Source organism: Bacillus infantis (assembly GCF_020171945.1).
GTDB classification, from domain to species: Bacteria; Bacillota; Bacilli; order Bacillales; family Cytobacillaceae; genus Bacillus_AB; species Bacillus_AB infantis_A.
Genome location: NZ_JAIVAP010000008.1, coordinates 1 through 15,766, shown reverse-complemented (window position 1 = coordinate 15,766; position 15,766 = coordinate 1). Strand labels below are relative to the sequence as shown.

Below are 15,766 nucleotides of genomic sequence, written 5' to 3'. Positions count from 1 at the left end.
TAGAAGGTCTGCTTTTCTGCAGTTCTTATGGATTGGTAGACCACATTCCGGCATTTTTAATAAAAATGCGCGGGTTCAGCTTCAGCTGGGCAACCATATATTCAGCCAAATCCTCAGGCTGCATGACTTTTTCAGGGTTTCCGTCAGTCAGGTTTGTTTCAATCGCAAGATCTGTCGCCACTGTGCTCGGCGTCAGGGCGCTGACCCGGATATTATGCTTTCTGACCTCAAGCATCAGTGATTCTGTCAAGCCGAGGACAGCAAACTTGGAAGCGCTGTATGCGCTGGTCACCGGTGCGCCTTTTTGGCCTGCACTTGAAGAGATATTGATGATATCGCCCGACTTTCTTTCAATCATTCCAGGCAGGACCGCACGTGTTACATGGTAGACTCCCATCAGGTTTACCTGGATGATGTCTTCCCATTCCTGCGGGGAAAGCTCAAGGAAGCCGCCGAATTTCGCTATGCCTGCATTATTGATCAGGATATCGATCCCGCCAAGCTCAGACGTTATCTTTTCAACGGCTTTGTTGACGGACTCGCTGTCCTGGACATCGGCAGCTGCAATAGATACTTTTACGTCATACTCTTTCAGCTCTTCGGCTGCTTTTTCAAGATTGGAAAGAGTCCTTCCGAGCAGTCCGACAGAAATGCCTTCTTTGGCGAAAGCAATTGCCGCTGCACGGCCAATCCCGCGGCCGGCGCCTGTAATTAAAGCTGTTTTGCCTTTTAGGCTTTGCATAAGATCACTCCTTTTAATGATATGATACTACTCCAAATTGGCATGTCTGCCAAACATTTTGGCTGAATCAAGGCCTTTTTTCTCCATGACGCGAAGGATGATTGCATCATAAAGCAGGAGCAGGGACTGCTCGAACAGGGATCCCATCGGCTGGATGGTGGAAAGCCCGCCTTCATTCTGATCCTTTGTCGCTCCCGGCATTTTGACGGTGATGTCAGCAAGGCTGCCGATGGATGAGTCAGGGACGATTGTAGCGGCTGCTATTGTACCGCCGATCGACCTGGCTTTTTCAGCCATGGAAACAAGGCTCTTTGTCTCGCCGGAGCCTGACCCGATGATCAGAAGATCATTCTCCTCGAAGCCTGGCGTAACGGTTTCGCCGATAACATAGGCATCAACCCCCATATGCATGAGCCTCATGGCAAAGGATTTTGCCATGAAGCCTGATCTGCCGGCGCCGGCTGTGAAAACTTTTCCGGCTTCGAGTATCTGGCTGGCGAGTGCTTCCGCCTGCCCTGGGTCAATCCCTTCTGCCGCATGTTCCAGCTCGCTTAGAATCTTTTTCAGGTATTCTGCCGTATTCATCATCTTAACCTTGCTTGATGATTTCCTGCATTTTGCTTGCAGCAGCTTTTTTGTCGCCCTGGCTGGTGATCCCTCCGCCGACGATGACCAGATCAGGCTGGGCCTTAACCACTTCTGGAAGGGTATCAAGCTTGATCCCGCCCGCGATGGCTGTTTTAGCATTTTTAACGACGCTTTTAATTGTTATTAGATCTTCAAAAGAGTTCTGGCCGACAGCCTGCAGGTCATAACCGGTGTGTACGCAAATATAGTCAACGCCAAGCTCGTCCAGTTCTTTTGCGCGCCCTTCGAGGTCCTTGACGGCAATCATATCAACAAGGATTTTTTTGCCTTGCTTTTTCGCCTCTTCCACTGCGCCTTTGATGGACTCATCTTCTGCAGCGCCGAGAATCGTGATGATATCTGCGCCAGCTTCAGATGCCTTCATGACTTCATATCCTGCAGCATCCATGATCTTCAGGTCGGCAAGGACTTTCAGATTAGGGAATGCTTCCTTTACTTCTTTGACGGCTTTGAGGCCTTCATTTATGACAACAGGAGTGCCGATTTCCACAACATCAATATGCTCCTCTACTTCTTTCACCAACTCGATTGCTTCAGGGATGTTTACCAGGTCTAATGCTAATTGTAATTCCATTTCTTTCACTCCTTCAAATAGTCTGGGATGAACTGTGTTATTGGATATCACAGTATGAATGTCATTATAGAGATAACAACTCTCGTTTGTAAGTACGCACTTTAATTTTACATAGTGCCTAAAAGTATACTAATGAGTTATAATAGGCTTCGGAGGTGTTTGGGATGTCCCGCATGCTGGATAAAACCTTTAACTGTGAAAAAGAACTGACTCTTTCTGTGATTGGCGGAAAGTGGAAAATGATTATTTTATGGCATTTAGGCAAAGAAGGCACCAAACGATTTGGCGAACTCAAAGCCCTTATACCGGGCATCACCCAGCGCATGCTCGTCAACCAGCTGCGCGAATTGGAGGAAGACGCCATCGTCCACCGCGAAGTCTATCCTGTCGTGCCGCCAAAAGTCGAATATTCCCTCACTGAACAGGGAAGGACGCTTATGCCCATCCTGGACAGCATGTACAGCTGGGGAAAAAACTATATGGAAACCGTCCTGAATTCTGACCAGGATCCCGATCAGACTGCAAATTGACGAAAAAAAGATTGCTTCATGTGAAGCAGTCTTTTTGTTTTTACACGACTTTATTAAGTTGTCCTGCCGAATGGATTTTAGCAGCATAAGGAGAAAAATAGGCGGCTGTTTGCAGATTCCCTTTCTTGGCCTGAAGAAAACCTGCCGTGCAGCAGATGGTTGAAGATATTGGCCAGGAAGAGCTGCCTAAAGAAAGCAGCATCTCTCATCCAGCCTCTGGGGAAAAGAGGCAAAGTGAGGTTCTCCCCCTTTCATCAAATATGGAATAGCATGATTTGCCGCTGCATCAAAATAAGGGAATGCCATGGTTAACTTTACGCATCCTCATAGGTAATTGCCTGCTTTCCAATCTGTTCCCAGCCGGCTATGAACTCTTTCCGCGGAAGCTTACGGTTTTTTTTGTCGAGCGGGTCGTTAACATAGAGATATTCCTCATCAAATCCTGTGACAAGGACCGAATGCATGCTGTAGGTGACTTTAACAGGCCCGCTTTCGGTTTCCCATGTTTCCCATTCGCTTTCAGGCAGTTTATCGAAGGTGCTGGTGACGATGACCCAGACAGGACGGCCGTCTTCGACCTGCTCCAGGACAGAATCAAAGTCTTCACCTGTCATGTCTTTAATTTTCCCCGGCAGGTAGTTCTCTGCAAGTTCGGCAACCGGTTCATGATAAACGCCAAGGCCGGGCTCATCCATTGTCTGCATATTGCCGACAAATCCTTCATGGATATTGCCGCGGACACCGTTTTCCTCGAAAGGCACCCGCTTGATTTCCTCGGAAAGGGTCATTTTGTCAACAGAGACACCTGCATCCTGGAGCAGCATGGCAAGGGCAGTCACTTCACAGCCCCTCATCAGCTCAGGCTTTTGGGAAATATGAGGGGCATCAATCATCATCTGCTCGGCTGTCTGCTCCTCGGCTGGCCTGGATACAGCTTCTTCTTCGGAACCGCTGCTTTCTGAACAGCCGGCAAGCACAATAACTGCAGCTATCATTGCTTTTTTCAAAGAATTTCTCTCCTTTAGCGTTTTTATTGTCCTTTCCCTTTATACCGGTGAGTTAACCTGAAAAAGCATGCTGGAGCCTTAGTGAAGGGATGATCGCCAATTTCTCTTTTACAGGAAGGTTTTTTATTTTCCGGCTCGAATAATAGAAGGTGATAAGAAAGATCAAGAGGAGGCAGCAGAGTGGAAAGTGGATTCAATCTGATAATGGCAGAGTATATGGAACTGGCTGACCGTTATTTGCCAGGCAGGCTGGAAGGGCTGTATATTCATGGATCTGCCGCGCTCGGAGCTTTTGAACCGGGCAAGAGCGATATTGACTTTGCAGCAGTAACAAAAGAGGTCTTGACACAGGAGGAAGCAGTGCGGCTGCAGAAAGTCCATAGAGAGCTTGCCTCAAGGCATCGTTATCCTGAGCTGGATGGCTGTTATCTGGTATGGGATGATTTTGGGAGCCTCTCCAAAGAACTCCGCTATGTCTATAACGGCGGAGAGCTGGCAGAGGGTGCCCCGTTTAATCCTGTTATGTGGAGGATTTTAAAAGATCATGCTATCAGATTAAGAGGTCCTGAGATATCAGATCTTTCTATCCCTATTCAGGAGGATGATTTGGCTGAATATATCATTGAGAACAGCCAGTCGTACTGGCGGAAAAGGACGGAGGCAATGAAAACTGATCCTGATGGAATCCTGTCCCTTCCGGCAGAAAAGATTTATGAGGAGCTGGAGTGGAGCATACTTGGCCTGCTGCGGCAGTTTTATACAATACGGGAAAACGGGATTATCTCAAAATCCGGTGCAGGGGAATATGGACTCATACATATGCCGGATAAATGGCATCCAGTGATTGAATTGGCGCTTCTTGTCCGGAAGGGGAATATGCCAGCGGCCGCACCGGAAAAAGATGTGATCATGGATGCGCTTCAGCTTATGGATGCTTTGTCTTCTTCTATTCTGATAGAAAAGAAGGGCCTTCCTTCATAAGAGGGGCCCTTTCCAGATTAATAAATGCTGACATCACCGCTGGAAACATCAACCTTGATTTCATGTTTGCCTTCTTTGTGCCTGCCAAGTATACGGTTGTCTTTGATTTCTTTTTCGTCCAGTGCGAAGTCTGCACTAATATCACCGCTGCTGTAATGGGCATCGAGTGCAAAGCTGGCATTATCAGGCAAGTCGAGCTGTACATCTCCTGAGCTGACCTCCAGATCGATGGGTGCTGTAAGCTTCTTCATCTTAATGTTAAGCTCTCCTGATGCAATGCCGGCCTCAAGCTTTCCTTCTAAACTGTCGATGATCGTGCTGCCTGAACTGATTTCAAGGTCTGCTTCTCCAGCTTTCAAAGAAGATATGAATAGTTCACCAGATGCGCCGTTAAGCTCAAATTCCCGGACATCAAGATCGCCGAGCTTAACATCTCCTGAACTCATATCCAGTGAAACTTCCCGCAGATTTATTGGATCATTGCCTGCAAATTCGAAATCCCCTGAGCCTAGATTGATATCCAGATCTTTGTCATAGTTATCAGGGATATAGATGCTGAGCTTTGTCTTTTCAAAGCCGCTGAACCAGTGGGGCCATTTTCGTTTGTAGTCAACCTTTATCAGGCTGCCCTTTTTCTTAACGCTCACTTCACCCTTGCCATCAAGAACGGCTTCAACGGTATCCCTTTTTTCTTGGATGATGGTTGTTTCAACGCCGGATACATTTACTTCGATCTGGCTTACCCGTTCAGCTGACGCCTTTTCCTTTCCGTTTGCACCAAGTCCGAGCCAGCTGAAATGGCTGAAACTTGTAAAAACCAGGTAAAGCCCCGTGATAGACAGGAATAGCAGAATGATTTTTTTCATATAAAAACCTCTTTCTATTTTTCATGATTTGAATTTGTTGTTTATAGTCTACCTGAGTATTCATTTCCCTTTAATGCACCTCCGCATGATTTTCTTCTAAGACCTGAGACATATATGTGAAACCGCTTTTTCAGATGGTTTATTTTGAAAAAAGGAGGGTAGAGGGATTGTTAGCAGGAAAATGATTAAGAGAGAAAGGATGAGGGATTTGCCTGATACATATCAAGTAAAACTAAATGGTGCTGAAGTGAAGGTGGCGGCAGGTGATGAGACAACCATCCTTCAGCTATTGCAGAACTCATCGGTGGAGGTGCCGAATGTGTGCTATCACCCGAGCCTCGGGCCGATTGAAACATGTGATACCTGCATCGTCAGTGTGAATGGGGAGCTTGTCAGGTCATGCTCAACCAAGCTCAACGATGGGGATATCATTGATACGGTATCGGCGGATGTAAAGGAAGCACAGGTTATCGGGATGGACCGCATCCTGACCAATCATGAGCTTTACTGCACAGTATGCGATTATAATAATGGCGGATGCGAAGTACATAACACAGTCAAAGAAATGAAAATCAATCATCAGAGCATCCCTTTTGCGCAAAAGCCGTATCCTGTGGATGATTCCCATCCTTTCTACCGTTATGATCCGGATCAGTGTATTCTTTGCGGACGCTGTGTCGAAGCATGCCAGGATGTTCAGGTGACAGAAACGCTGACAATCGACTGGGAGCGGGAAAAGCCAAGGGTCATCTGGGATAATGATGTACCAATCAATGAATCTTCCTGTGTCTCATGCGGGCACTGTTCAACAGTCTGTCCGTGCAACGCCATGCTGGAAAAAGGCATGGAAGGGGAAGCCGGCTATTTGACCGGGATCGCCAAGCAAACGCTCCGGCCGATGATAGAGATCACTAAAAATGTCGAAACAGGCTACGGCTCTATACTCGCCATTTCGGATATGGAAGCCGCAATGCGCGACGAGAGAATTAAAAAAACAAAAACAGTCTGCACATATTGCGGAGTGGGCTGCAGTTTTGATGTCTGGACAAAGGGCCGTGAGATCCTGAAGGTGGAGCCCCAGGCGGAAGCCCCGGCAAACGGGATCTCCACTTGTGTGAAAGGAAAATTCGGATGGGACTTTGTCAATAGCGAAGAGCGGCTGACAAAGCCCCTGATCCGGGAGGGAGAATCTTTCAGGGAAGCGGAATGGGATGAAGCCATCAGCCTGATCGCGCGCCGTTTCACCGAAATCAAGAATGAACATGGAGCGCAGGCCATGAGCTTCATTTCTTCCTCTAAATGTACGAATGAGGAGTCTTTCCTGATGCAGAAGCTGGGCCGTGCGGTAATCGGGACTAATAATATCGATAACTGCTCCAGATACTGCCAGACTCCTGCGACTGTCGGGCTGTTCAGGACCGTCGGCTATGGCGGGGATGCAGGCAGCATCCGGGATATCCAAATAGCCGATCTTGTCCTCATCATCGGCTCCAATACAGCAGAATCCCACCCTGTCCTGTCAACCAGGGTAAAAAGATCGCACAAGCTCAGCGGCCAGAAGCTGATTGTGGCAGATCTGCGCAAGCATGAAATGGCTGACAGGGCCGATCTGTTCGTGCAGCCGAAGGCAGGAACCGATATCGTCTGGCTGTCAGCAGTGACTAAGTATATCATCGACAATGGCATGGCAGATGAAAAGTTCCTTGCTGAAAAAGTGAACGGGCTGGATGAATTTACGAAGAATCTGGAAAAGTTCACGATGGAATATGCTGCCGAAGTGACAGGCATCCCGCTGGAGCAGCTGACTGATATGGCTGAAATGATTGGCCGGGCAAAATCAGTCTGCGCACTCTGGGCTATGGGCATTACCCAGCATATGGGCGGCAGTGATGCAAGTACAGCTATTTCAAACCTCCTGCTTGTCACCGGGAACTATGCAAAGCCAGGTGCAGGGGCTTACCCGCTTAGAGGGCATAACAATGTCCAGGGGGCGAGCGATTTCGGCAGCATGCCGAACATGTTCCCGGGATACCAGGAAGTTGCTGATCCCGAGGTCAGGAAGAAATATGAGCTGGCATGGGGAACAGAGCTTCCAGGAGAGCCTGGGCTCAATAACCATGAAATGGTGGAAGGCATTCATGCAGGCACCCTTAAGGCAATGTACCTGAAGGGTGAGGATATGGGGCTCGTTGATTCAAATATCAATCACGTGCACGCGGCGTTTGAAAAGCTTGATTTTTTCGTGGTCCAGGATATTTTCCTAAGCAAAACGGCTGAGTTTGCCGATGTGGTCCTTCCTGCAAGCCCGAGCCTTGAAAAGGAAGGAACATTCACCAATACCGAGCGCAGGATCCAAAGGCTGTATCAGGCCCTTGAACCCCTTGGTGACTCAAAGCCTGACTGGCAGATCATCATGGAAATCGCCAACAGCCTTGGGGCAGGCTGGAGCTACAACCATCCATCCGAAATCATGGAAGAAGCTTCCAAGCTGATGCCTTTATATTCCGGTGTGACGTATGAAAGGCTGGAAGGGTATAACAGCCTGCAATGGCCGGTAGCGGAGGATGGGAAGGATACCCCGCTTTTATATACAGAAAGATTCCCATTTGATGATGGCAGGGCAAGGCTCGTGCCGGTGGATTGGACAAAGCCGCTGGAATTTGAGGAAGAGTATGATCTCCATATTAATAATGGACGGCTTCTAGAGCATTTCCATGAAGGCAATATGACGTACCGTTCCAAAGGAATCACCGAGAAGACGCCAAGGGTGTTTCTTGAGGTTTCCCCTGAGCTTGCAGAAGAGCGCGGGCTGGAAAGCGGCACGCTTGTGAGGCTTTCGTCTCCTTATGGGAATGTGAAGGTGCAATGCCATATTACCGACAGGGTAAAAGGGAAGGAAGTGTACCTTCCGATGAATGACAGGGGAGAGGCTGCCATTAATCTTCTGACAAGCAGCTATGCTGATAAAGATACAGATACGCCGGCTTATAAAGAAATCCGGGCCAAGATGGAAATCCTGAAAGCGAAGGGCGAAGATCCGCTCCCTAGGATCAACCACCGCTATGGAAACCCGCAGCCGCAGATCGGTGTGCAGGTCCAGAAAAAGTGGGCGCGGAAGGACTATATTTTCCCTGGAGATCTTGTGAAAAAGGAGCGAGAACATGGCTAAAGCGATCACGCATATCCAGCGAAAGACATTGACCGAGGAAGAAAAGCGTAAAAAAGATCTGATGGAAGTAGAAGATGCCCTGATTGATAATAAAGAGGCCATCCTGGAGTCCCTCAAGGTCATGAGGAATATGCATGACCGGGGGGTGCTTACCCTGCTCAGCGGGCTGTTTGGCCAGGGAGACAAAGTCCTCGATATCCTCGTCAGGGCGGCTGACAAACCGGAAACCTCGAACACATTGAAAAATTTGCTCCTGATGGGCGGGACACTGGGCATGATCAATGTCAAACAGCTGGAGCCGTTCCTGCTTAAAATCGACTCAGGCATTGCCAGGGTGGCAGAGGCAGGAGATACACAGGAAAAAACAGGCTTTTTCGATCTGGCTAAATCTTTGAAAGATCCGGAAATCAACAGGGCCGTCACCCTGCTGCTGACCTTCCTGAAAGGGATGGGCCAGGAAACGAAGGAGCTGGAGCGGAATACTCAGCTTCCGCAGGAACAAATTGAAGAGCAGAGAAAGCAAGACGAGTAATGTTCAGGAGGGGGCAGATGCCCTCTTCTTTTTTTGTGCGGAAAAACCATGTACAGCCATTCGTTCTTTCTTCCTCATCTGCATCTTCATTTTTTAACTTTTCCTAAAAAAAAAAAGCCTTGCATAACAAGAAAGATAGCGGTTACATGTTAGGTTAGTTAACATTTAGTTATCAGAAACTTTAAAATACTCATTGACACCCGTTTAAAAAGAGTTAAAATAAGGGTAAGAAATTTAATGTTATGTTTTCTAACATCATTGCGTTAGATGAAATGCACACATTATTTGAGGGGGAGAGAAAGTGGATACAACTTTTTTGATGAACAGTTTATGGGTCATGGTTAGTGCAGTCCTGGTCATTTTCATGCTTGGCGGATTCATTATGCTGGAGGCAGGGTCTACCCGAATGAAGAATGCCGGCCATATCGCGGGGAAGACCATTTTTACATTCGGTCTTGCCTCACTCGTCTTCTGGGCAGTCGGTTTTGGATTCATTTTTGGCGACAACGGCAATTTCTTTACAGGATTATCGCACTTTTTTTATTCAGGGTATGAAATTGAAGGAATGAGTCTTTCCTCATCAGTGTTTTTCCTCTTCCAGCTTGCTTTCGCAGGCATCTCCATCACGATTGCCCTTGGCGGCTTCGCAGAAAGGGCAAAGCTTTCAATCTATCTGATATTTACGATTCTGTTTTCAGCGCTTGTTTACCCGGTGGTGGCCCATTGGATCTGGGGCGGGGGATGGCTGGCTGAACATGGGAAGCAGGACTTTGCCGGATCCACTGTTGTTCACCTGACAGGGGCAATGGCGGCATTGGCAGCGACCCTCCTGCTTAAACCAAGGATAGGCAAATATAATAAAGATGGCTCTGCCAATAATATTTACGGACATAACCAGGTGTTCACAGCCCTTGGGGTATTGATCCTCTGGATCGGCTGGTTTGGATTCAATGCAGGAAGCACGGTTTCTGTTGAAGGAGCATTCTTTGGCTTTGTTGCCTTGAATACCAATCTTGCCGCCGGGGCAGGGGCGGTCGCGGCACTCCTTATTTCATGGATTGCTCTAGGCAAGTCTGATATCACAACAATGCTGAATGGTGCCCTGGCCGGCCTGGTTGCCATAACAGCATCCTGTGCCTTCGTTGACACATGGGCAGCTGTCCTCATCGGATTTGCAGCAGGAGTACTTGTCTTCTATAGTGTCCGATTCTTCGAGAAGCTGAGAATCGATGATCCGATATATGCCCTCTCGGTCCATGGTGCGGCAGGGGTATGGGGCACATTGTCAACCGGATTCTTTGCCACTCCGGAATTGGCCACAGTCGGACAGCCCGGATTGTTCTATGGCGGAGGCTTCACGCAGCTCGGAGTCCAATTAATGGGTGTTGCTGTCTCTGCCATCTATGCATTTGCCGTATCATTTGTCATACTGCTTATAGCGAAAAAGGTTATGAATGGCTTGCGTGTATCTGAGGAAGAAGAAATTATGGGCCTTGATGTCAGCGAGCATGGCAGCTATGGGTACCCGGAAGTTTTTCTTTCTAAAGATAACAAAATGTCTTCATGAGCATAGCACAGGGCCTCTTTATGAGAGGCTTTATGTTTCGCAGATAAGTAAATATATTCTTTAACTTCGAATATTGTCTAGCAGCTGCGCCTACTCCCTCGAGGTCACAAGCCAATCCTGCCAAAAAGGCAAAGAGCGCCTCTTCGGCAGGATCGTCTTGAGGCCCCCAGGATGGGTGGCATGCAGACGTTGCCACAGGACGTGGCGTTCTTAGTCTGCATTCCTTAAGGGTGAGCAAGGCGCTTGCGCTTTTCTTATTATCAAGGGAGTGCGTTTGTATGCAGGATTTTCAGTCATATGCAGAAATCAGGGAATGGAAGGACAGCCGCATCTCCATGGCTGCCTCCAGCACAGCCAGAATAAATGAAATCCATGATGAAGCAATGAAATACGTGTTCAGGCATTCTGTGCAAAAGATCGGAAAAAGGCCCGAGGAATCGGAGTTTGTCTGGTTTGTGACCGGCAGCGGAGGCAGGCTGGAGCAGGGGGTCATCAGTGACCAGGATCACGGCATCGTCTTTCAAGAGAAAGTTGGGGCGGCTGCATATTTTGAGGAGCTGGGACAGGAAGTTTCATATGGCCTGGATGAAGCAGGCTATCCTTATTGTGAAGGCAAGGTGATGAGCAGCAACCCATTGTGGCGGAAAACAGCAGAAGCCTGGAAAGGGCAGCTGGAGCAATGGATTGAGGAGGAAAGCTGGGAGTCGATCCGGTATCTGCAGATTTTTTATGATGCAAGATCCCTGGAAGGAACCGGAGAGTATATCAGCGAGCTTAAGTCTTATGTGCACACTAATATGATGGTCAGTCCCAGGCTGTTGAAAAGACTTGCGGAGAACAGCATGCATATAAAACCGGCTGTAGGTCCCCTGGGCCAGATCCTGGCCGAGGAAAAAGGGATGTTTGAGGGCTGCATTGACTTGAAGCAGACTGCATTCCTTCCTTATGTCAACAGCATTCGTCTATTGGCGATGAAGGAAGGGCTTTTTGAGACCTCCACTCTTGAAAGGATCAGCAGGCTTGCAGAAAAGGCAGAATATGGGGACGTGCTGGAAAAGGCAGAACGCAATTTCCGCCTTCTGCTGTCTTACAGGGAATCCATTTTCTCCAGTGCCAGCTCTTATGAAGCTTCACACTATTTGAATGTAAGAAAGCTTTCAAAGGAAGAGCGGACCAAGCTCCGCAATATTCTGAAGGACGGAAAAAAGCTCCATCAATTTGTACAGGCCAAGATTGAAAAGGGTGTTCAATAATGGGCTTTGAAAGTATGTTCCAAATGATGAAAGGACTGCCGGGTAAACTGAATTCCGGTGTATTCGGCGGGATGCAGGGCGGGCAGAATTCCCAGCAGCAGGCCTTCCTGCGCAGGCTGAATAAAGAGATACGGGCAGAGGAAGCGCTGTCGGTACCGCTTGACAGGATGAAGTCAGTCGTCATGGATATTGAAACAACGGGTTTTTTTCCTGATCAGGGAGATGAGATTATCTCAATAGGGGCGGTTAAGATAGAGAATGGGACGATAAATGAGGAAAAAGAGTTTTATTCCCTGATCAGATATGAAAAAACACTTTCACCGCAGATTGAACAGCTTACAGGCATTAAGGATTCCCAGCTTAAGGAGGCGCCGCCGCTGCCTGAAGTGCTGATAGGGTTCTTTGAATTCTGCGAAGCGAGGACCATTATAGCGCATCATGCCCAGCATGAGAAGAGCTTCCTGCAGAATGCGAACTGGAAGCATTTCAAGGCACCTCTTAAGCACAGGATTATAGATACCTCTTTTCTGTACCGGATTGCTGAGCCGGAGCTTAACCTGCAGAGGCTGGAGGATCTGTGCGGTCATAATGGCATTCCGGTCATGGAACGCCACCATGCTTTGGAGGATGCCCGCCTGGCTGCTGAGCTTTGGTGCTGTTATATAAACAAGGTCCGGAGTAAAGGCTGTATGACTCTGAAAGATGTATATGAAAGGGTCGCTTCATTATAGCGGCATTAAAGGTGCGGTCACTGCCGCACCTTTTGGCATCCTTTAATTTCCTTTTTCAACCAGAAAGAGGGTTTAACTGTCATTTTTCCCTCGAAAATACTAGAATAGGAAATAGATATAAGAGTGTTAAAAATTCCAGCTTTCTATTTGAAAGCAAAAAAATATAAAGGTGATCAAAATGAATATAAACAAAAAAGGACTGCTGGTCGACGTGGAAACAACAGGCCTGGCTCCTGGCGGTGACGAAATCATCGAGCTGGCGTTCATTCTGTTTTCATATGATGGAGCTACAGGAGAAATCCTCCAGGTTGAGGAAAAGGAGTCTTTCCTGAGGGAGCCGCTTTCAAGCAGGGCACTGAGAAATTACAGCAGTGCCTACCGGATTCATGGGATTCCATTTGAAATGGTAAGAGGGCAGGCTTTCCATGATGAGTCAGTCCAGTTTTTCCTTAATAAAGCCGACTCTGTATTTGCCCATAACGCATCATTTGACAGAAGCTTCATGTATCAGATGTATCCTGAAGTAAATGATCTTAAATGGTATTGCACTATGAAGGGAGTACAGTGGAAAAAATATGGATTTGCCAACAGCAAACTGGCGACGCTCCTTTCCGCCCACAATATTACAGATCATCAAACCCACAGGGCGATGGACGATATTACATATCTGATGGAGCTGATGAAGCAGCAGAACCCGGACGGCGGCCTGTTCTTAAAAGAGGTGCTTGATAAAGGGCCGATGAGAAAATATCAGCCCGCGAAAAAACCTGGGAAAACTTATTCATGGAGTGCCGGCAGCAGCATTGATCCGCCCTTCAATTAATCTATTTAACGAAACCGCCATTAAGGCGGTTTTTATTATGAAGAAATAATGGGATTTTCCATTTTTTGAGAAAGGATTTATTGATATAATGGAAATATTACAAAAATAAAAAACGAAGAGGTAAAGCTATGTTATTGACTGACAATGTAGTTATTCTCCGGACCATCACCGAAGAAGATTTGCCCCGGTTATGGGAGCTGGCCTATAAGGAAGAGGATCCGGAGTGGAAAAAATGGGACGCACCCTATTTTGAGCACAAATCACTGACGTTTGCTGAATACGAGCAGAGGAAGGAGCAAGCAGTCAACCAGGAGGATATGCTGGCCATCGAAATCAACGGCAAAATAGAAGGGACTGTCAGCTATTATTGGGAACATGAGCCATCTCTGTGGCTGGAGATGGGAATCGTTATATATTCGCCGGAATATTGGAACGGCGGCTACGGGACAAGGGCATTGAAACTATGGATCAGCCATCTTTTCCAAACAAAGCCGATTGCCAGGACCGGCTACACCACCTGGTCTGGGAATGAGCGGATGGTCAAGGTCGGCGAAAAGCTGGGGATGACGATGGAAGCCAGGCTTCGGAAATGCAGAATCTATAACGGTGTCCATTATGATTCAATACGGATGGGCCTTTTGCGTGAAGAGTGGGAGACTAATCCCGTCTTTCAACTGGCTGGGTCAGCTGCTGGAGAATAATTACTAAATTGAGAAACGGAAGTATGTCCAATGAATAATATAAAAGAAAAATTGAAGGGATCGTTTCCGGAAATCGAAACGGCCCGCCTTCTGCTCAGAAAAGTGAAAATGGAAGATGCAGCTGATATCTTCAGGTATCTTTCTGATCCTGAAGTGACGAAATATTACGGACTTGAGCCATTCGCTGATTTGGAGGATGCGCGCTCTGAAATCGGCTGGTATGAGCGCATACTGAAGGAAGGCACGGGTGTCCGATGGGGAATTTCTTTAAAGGGCGGAAAAGAGCTGATTGGAAGCTGCGGATTTTTGAATATGGATTCCGGCCATTTCCGGGCAGATATAGGGCTTGAGCTGGATCCTGCCTATTGGAATCAGGGAATCGGCACCGAAGCAATTGGGGCGATCATCCGGTATGGCTTTGAGAATCTGAATCTGATGAGGATCCAGGCGCTGATTGAACCTGCAAACCTCCAATCCCAGCGCCTCTTCGGAAAATGCGGCTTTATCCGTGAAGGACTATTGAGGAATTATGAGTATACCTGCGGGAAGTTTGATGATCTGCTGATGTTTTCAATCATTAATCCCGATCATCTAGGCCTAGGGTCTTAGAAGCAAATAATACCAGAGTTCGTTCTTTGAGGGAGCATTGTGGCTGTATGATTATGGAGAAGGGCAGCACGGTCGCCACTGCGCATTTCCCTTCATTTTTTTCAGGAGGGAAAAGAAATGGGCCATCGCCAGGTATTTGTACTGCTGACCGATACAGGAACTCTATTCACAAAGCTGATCCGGATTTTTACTGGAAAAGAACTTAATCATGCGTCCATCTCATTTGATGAAGGGCTGCTGGATGTATACAGCTTCGGGAGGATTAATCCTGCCAATCCGTTCTCCGGCGGATTCGTGAAAGAAGATGTGCGCGCGGATTTGTTTGCAAAGGCCCGCTGCGCGGTTTATGCCTATACGGTGAGCGAGCAGGAGTATGGCAGGATGCAGGAGCAGGCCGAATTTTTTGAAGAAAACAGGCATCATTATAAATATAATCTCCTCGGTTTATTTGCCGTGCTGTTCAACTGGGAATATAACAGGTCCAATGCTTTCTTCTGCTCTGAATTCGTCGGAACCATCCTCAAGGAAACTGGCGGATGCCGGGTGGAAAAGCCTGTATCGCTGCTCAAGCCGCATGAGCTGGAGAAAGTCTTTCCGCTTCATCTTGTATATAAAGGCAGTCTGGCTGATTACCTGCAGGCAGATCCAGCCCGCGAAAGCATGGATGCTTCCATCGCTTAAAAGAAGCCAGCCTTGTATAGGCTGGCATTAGCGTTTTATGCTGGGCCCGCAGGATGCGGGTCATGCAGGCGTTGCCACAGGATGTGGCGGTTTTAGCCTGTTAAACAAGCGCCCTCCGCATTTCGGATTGTCCAGCTCCGGGCGCTAGCCCCTCGAGTCATAAGCCACTTAAGGATTGAAGGCAAAGAACGCCTTCTATCCTTAAGCGTCTTATGCTTGTCGGGGCTGAGCAAGCGCCCTCCGCATTTCGGATTGTCCAGCTCCGGGCGCTAGCCCCTCGAGTCATAAGCCACTTAAGGATTGAAGGCAAAGAACGCCTTCTATCCTTAAGCGTCTTATGCTTGTCGGGGCT

General features: G+C 47.8%; 16 protein-coding genes. 11 read left to right on the top strand and 5 right to left on the bottom strand.

Annotated features, from left to right (window positions below; translation table 11 throughout):
• Positions 1 to 25 precede the first annotated feature (25 nt).
• From LCM00_RS12630 to hxlA, 3 genes are read right to left on the bottom strand one after another with little or no spacing between them, the layout of a single operon-like run.
• Positions 26 to 742 (bottom strand): 3-ketoacyl-ACP reductase, encoded by a 717-nt coding sequence (locus LCM00_RS12630; RefSeq protein WP_224902377.1) that lies wholly within the window; start codon positions 740 to 742, stop codon positions 26 to 28.
• Positions 743 to 769: 27 nt separating this feature from the next.
• Positions 770 to 1,327, bottom strand: coding sequence for a 6-phospho-3-hexuloisomerase (gene hxlB / locus LCM00_RS12625; protein WP_224902773.1), 558 nt, complete (start codon positions 1,325 to 1,327; stop codon positions 770 to 772).
• A gap of 4 nt (positions 1,328 to 1,331) precedes the next feature.
• On the bottom strand, positions 1,332 to 1,964 hold the full coding sequence (gene hxlA / locus LCM00_RS12620) for a 3-hexulose-6-phosphate synthase (protein ID WP_224902374.1): 633 nt from the start codon (positions 1,962 to 1,964) through the stop codon (positions 1,332 to 1,334).
• Positions 1,965 to 2,128: 164 nt separating this feature from the next.
• On the opposite strand from hxlA, the gene LCM00_RS12615 reads away from it, so the two are divergent.
• Entirely contained in the window at positions 2,129 to 2,494 is a 366-nt protein-coding gene (locus LCM00_RS12615; protein ID WP_224902372.1) for a winged helix-turn-helix transcriptional regulator, read from the top strand.
• Positions 2,495 to 2,808: 314 nt separating this feature from the next.
• On the opposite strand, the gene LCM00_RS12610 is transcribed toward LCM00_RS12615, so the two are convergent.
• Complete coding sequence (locus tag LCM00_RS12610; RefSeq protein ID WP_224902369.1) at positions 2,809 to 3,501, bottom strand: C39 family peptidase; 693 nt, start codon at positions 3,499 to 3,501, stop codon at positions 2,809 to 2,811.
• A gap of 180 nt (positions 3,502 to 3,681) precedes the next feature.
• On the opposite strand from LCM00_RS12610, the gene LCM00_RS12605 reads away from it, so the two are divergent.
• Positions 3,682 to 4,482, top strand: a complete 801-nt coding sequence (locus tag LCM00_RS12605; protein WP_224902366.1) for an aminoglycoside adenylyltransferase domain-containing protein — start codon at positions 3,682 to 3,684, stop codon at positions 4,480 to 4,482.
• A 17-nt stretch (positions 4,483 to 4,499) separates the two neighbouring features.
• On the opposite strand, the gene liaG is transcribed toward LCM00_RS12605, so the two are convergent.
• Entirely contained in the window at positions 4,500 to 5,348 is an 849-nt protein-coding gene (gene liaG, locus LCM00_RS12600) for a LiaG family protein (protein ID WP_224902363.1), read from the bottom strand.
• Between the two features lie 199 nt (positions 5,349 to 5,547).
• On the opposite strand from liaG, the gene fdhF reads away from it, so the two are divergent.
• The 9 genes from fdhF (at position 5,548) to LCM00_RS12555 (ending at position 15,414) form a co-directional block, all read left to right on the top strand.
• Positions 5,548 to 8,517: a formate dehydrogenase subunit alpha gene (gene fdhF / locus LCM00_RS12595; RefSeq protein WP_224902770.1), complete on the top strand. Its 2,970-nt coding sequence runs from the start codon at positions 5,548 to 5,550 to the stop codon at positions 8,515 to 8,517.
• The gene (locus LCM00_RS12590) at positions 8,510 to 9,049 is read left to right on the top strand and encodes a DUF1641 domain-containing protein (protein WP_224902360.1); all 540 of its coding nucleotides are present in this window, start codon (positions 8,510 to 8,512) and stop codon (positions 9,047 to 9,049) included. The genes fdhF and LCM00_RS12590 overlap by 8 nt, the downstream gene beginning before the upstream one ends.
• A 301-nt stretch (positions 9,050 to 9,350) precedes the next feature.
• Complete coding sequence (locus LCM00_RS12585; protein ID WP_224902357.1) at positions 9,351 to 10,616, top strand: ammonium transporter; 1,266 nt, start codon at positions 9,351 to 9,353, stop codon at positions 10,614 to 10,616.
• A gap of 278 nt (positions 10,617 to 10,894) precedes the next feature.
• Positions 10,895 to 11,869: a DUF294 nucleotidyltransferase-like domain-containing protein gene (locus tag LCM00_RS12580; RefSeq protein ID WP_224902354.1), complete on the top strand. Its 975-nt coding sequence runs from the start codon at positions 10,895 to 10,897 to the stop codon at positions 11,867 to 11,869.
• Complete coding sequence (locus tag LCM00_RS12575; protein WP_224902351.1) at positions 11,869 to 12,600, top strand: exonuclease domain-containing protein; 732 nt, start codon at positions 11,869 to 11,871, stop codon at positions 12,598 to 12,600. The genes LCM00_RS12580 and LCM00_RS12575 overlap by 1 nt, the downstream gene beginning before the upstream one ends.
• Positions 12,601 to 12,778: 178 nt before the next feature.
• Positions 12,779 to 13,423, top strand: a complete 645-nt coding sequence (locus LCM00_RS12570) for an exonuclease domain-containing protein (RefSeq protein WP_224902346.1) — start codon at positions 12,779 to 12,781, stop codon at positions 13,421 to 13,423.
• Between the two features lie 128 nt (positions 13,424 to 13,551).
• Complete coding sequence (locus tag LCM00_RS12565; protein ID WP_224902343.1) at positions 13,552 to 14,124, top strand: GNAT family N-acetyltransferase; 573 nt, start codon at positions 13,552 to 13,554, stop codon at positions 14,122 to 14,124.
• A 30-nt stretch (positions 14,125 to 14,154) separates the two neighbouring features.
• Positions 14,155 to 14,733 (top strand): GNAT family N-acetyltransferase, encoded by a 579-nt coding sequence (locus LCM00_RS12560; RefSeq protein ID WP_224902340.1) that lies wholly within the window; start codon positions 14,155 to 14,157, stop codon positions 14,731 to 14,733.
• 117 nt (positions 14,734 to 14,850) lie between these two features.
• Positions 14,851 to 15,414 carry a hypothetical protein gene (locus LCM00_RS12555; protein WP_224902337.1) on the top strand — a complete coding sequence of 188 codons (564 nt, stop codon included), beginning with the start codon at positions 14,851 to 14,853 and terminating at the stop codon, positions 15,412 to 15,414.
• Positions 15,415 to 15,766 lie beyond the last annotated feature (352 nt).

Coding starts and splice junctions, on each gene's coding strand:
- hxlB (WP_224902773.1), bottom strand. CDS start 1,327: ATGAATACGGCAGAATACCTGAAAAAGATTCTAAGCGAGCTGGAACAT.
- LCM00_RS12560 (WP_224902340.1), top strand. CDS start 14,155: ATGAATAATATAAAAGAAAAATTGAAGGGATCGTTTCCGGAAATCGAA.
- LCM00_RS12575 (WP_224902351.1), top strand. CDS start 11,869: ATGGGCTTTGAAAGTATGTTCCAAATGATGAAAGGACTGCCGGGTAAA.
- LCM00_RS12590 (WP_224902360.1), top strand. CDS start 8,510: ATGGCTAAAGCGATCACGCATATCCAGCGAAAGACATTGACCGAGGAA.
- LCM00_RS12570 (WP_224902346.1), top strand. CDS start 12,779: ATGAATATAAACAAAAAAGGACTGCTGGTCGACGTGGAAACAACAGGC.
- hxlA (WP_224902374.1), bottom strand. CDS start 1,964: ATGGAATTACAATTAGCATTAGACCTGGTAAACATCCCTGAAGCAATC.
- liaG (WP_224902363.1), bottom strand. CDS start 5,348: ATGAAAAAAATCATTCTGCTATTCCTGTCTATCACGGGGCTTTACCTG.
- LCM00_RS12580 (WP_224902354.1), top strand. CDS start 10,895: ATGCAGGATTTTCAGTCATATGCAGAAATCAGGGAATGGAAGGACAGC.
- LCM00_RS12615 (WP_224902372.1), top strand. CDS start 2,129: ATGTCCCGCATGCTGGATAAAACCTTTAACTGTGAAAAAGAACTGACT.
- LCM00_RS12555 (WP_224902337.1), top strand. CDS start 14,851: ATGGGCCATCGCCAGGTATTTGTACTGCTGACCGATACAGGAACTCTA.
- fdhF (WP_224902770.1), top strand. CDS start 5,548: ATGAGGGATTTGCCTGATACATATCAAGTAAAACTAAATGGTGCTGAA.
- LCM00_RS12630 (WP_224902377.1), bottom strand. CDS start 742: ATGCAAAGCCTAAAAGGCAAAACAGCTTTAATTACAGGCGCCGGCCGC.
- LCM00_RS12565 (WP_224902343.1), top strand. CDS start 13,552: ATGTTATTGACTGACAATGTAGTTATTCTCCGGACCATCACCGAAGAA.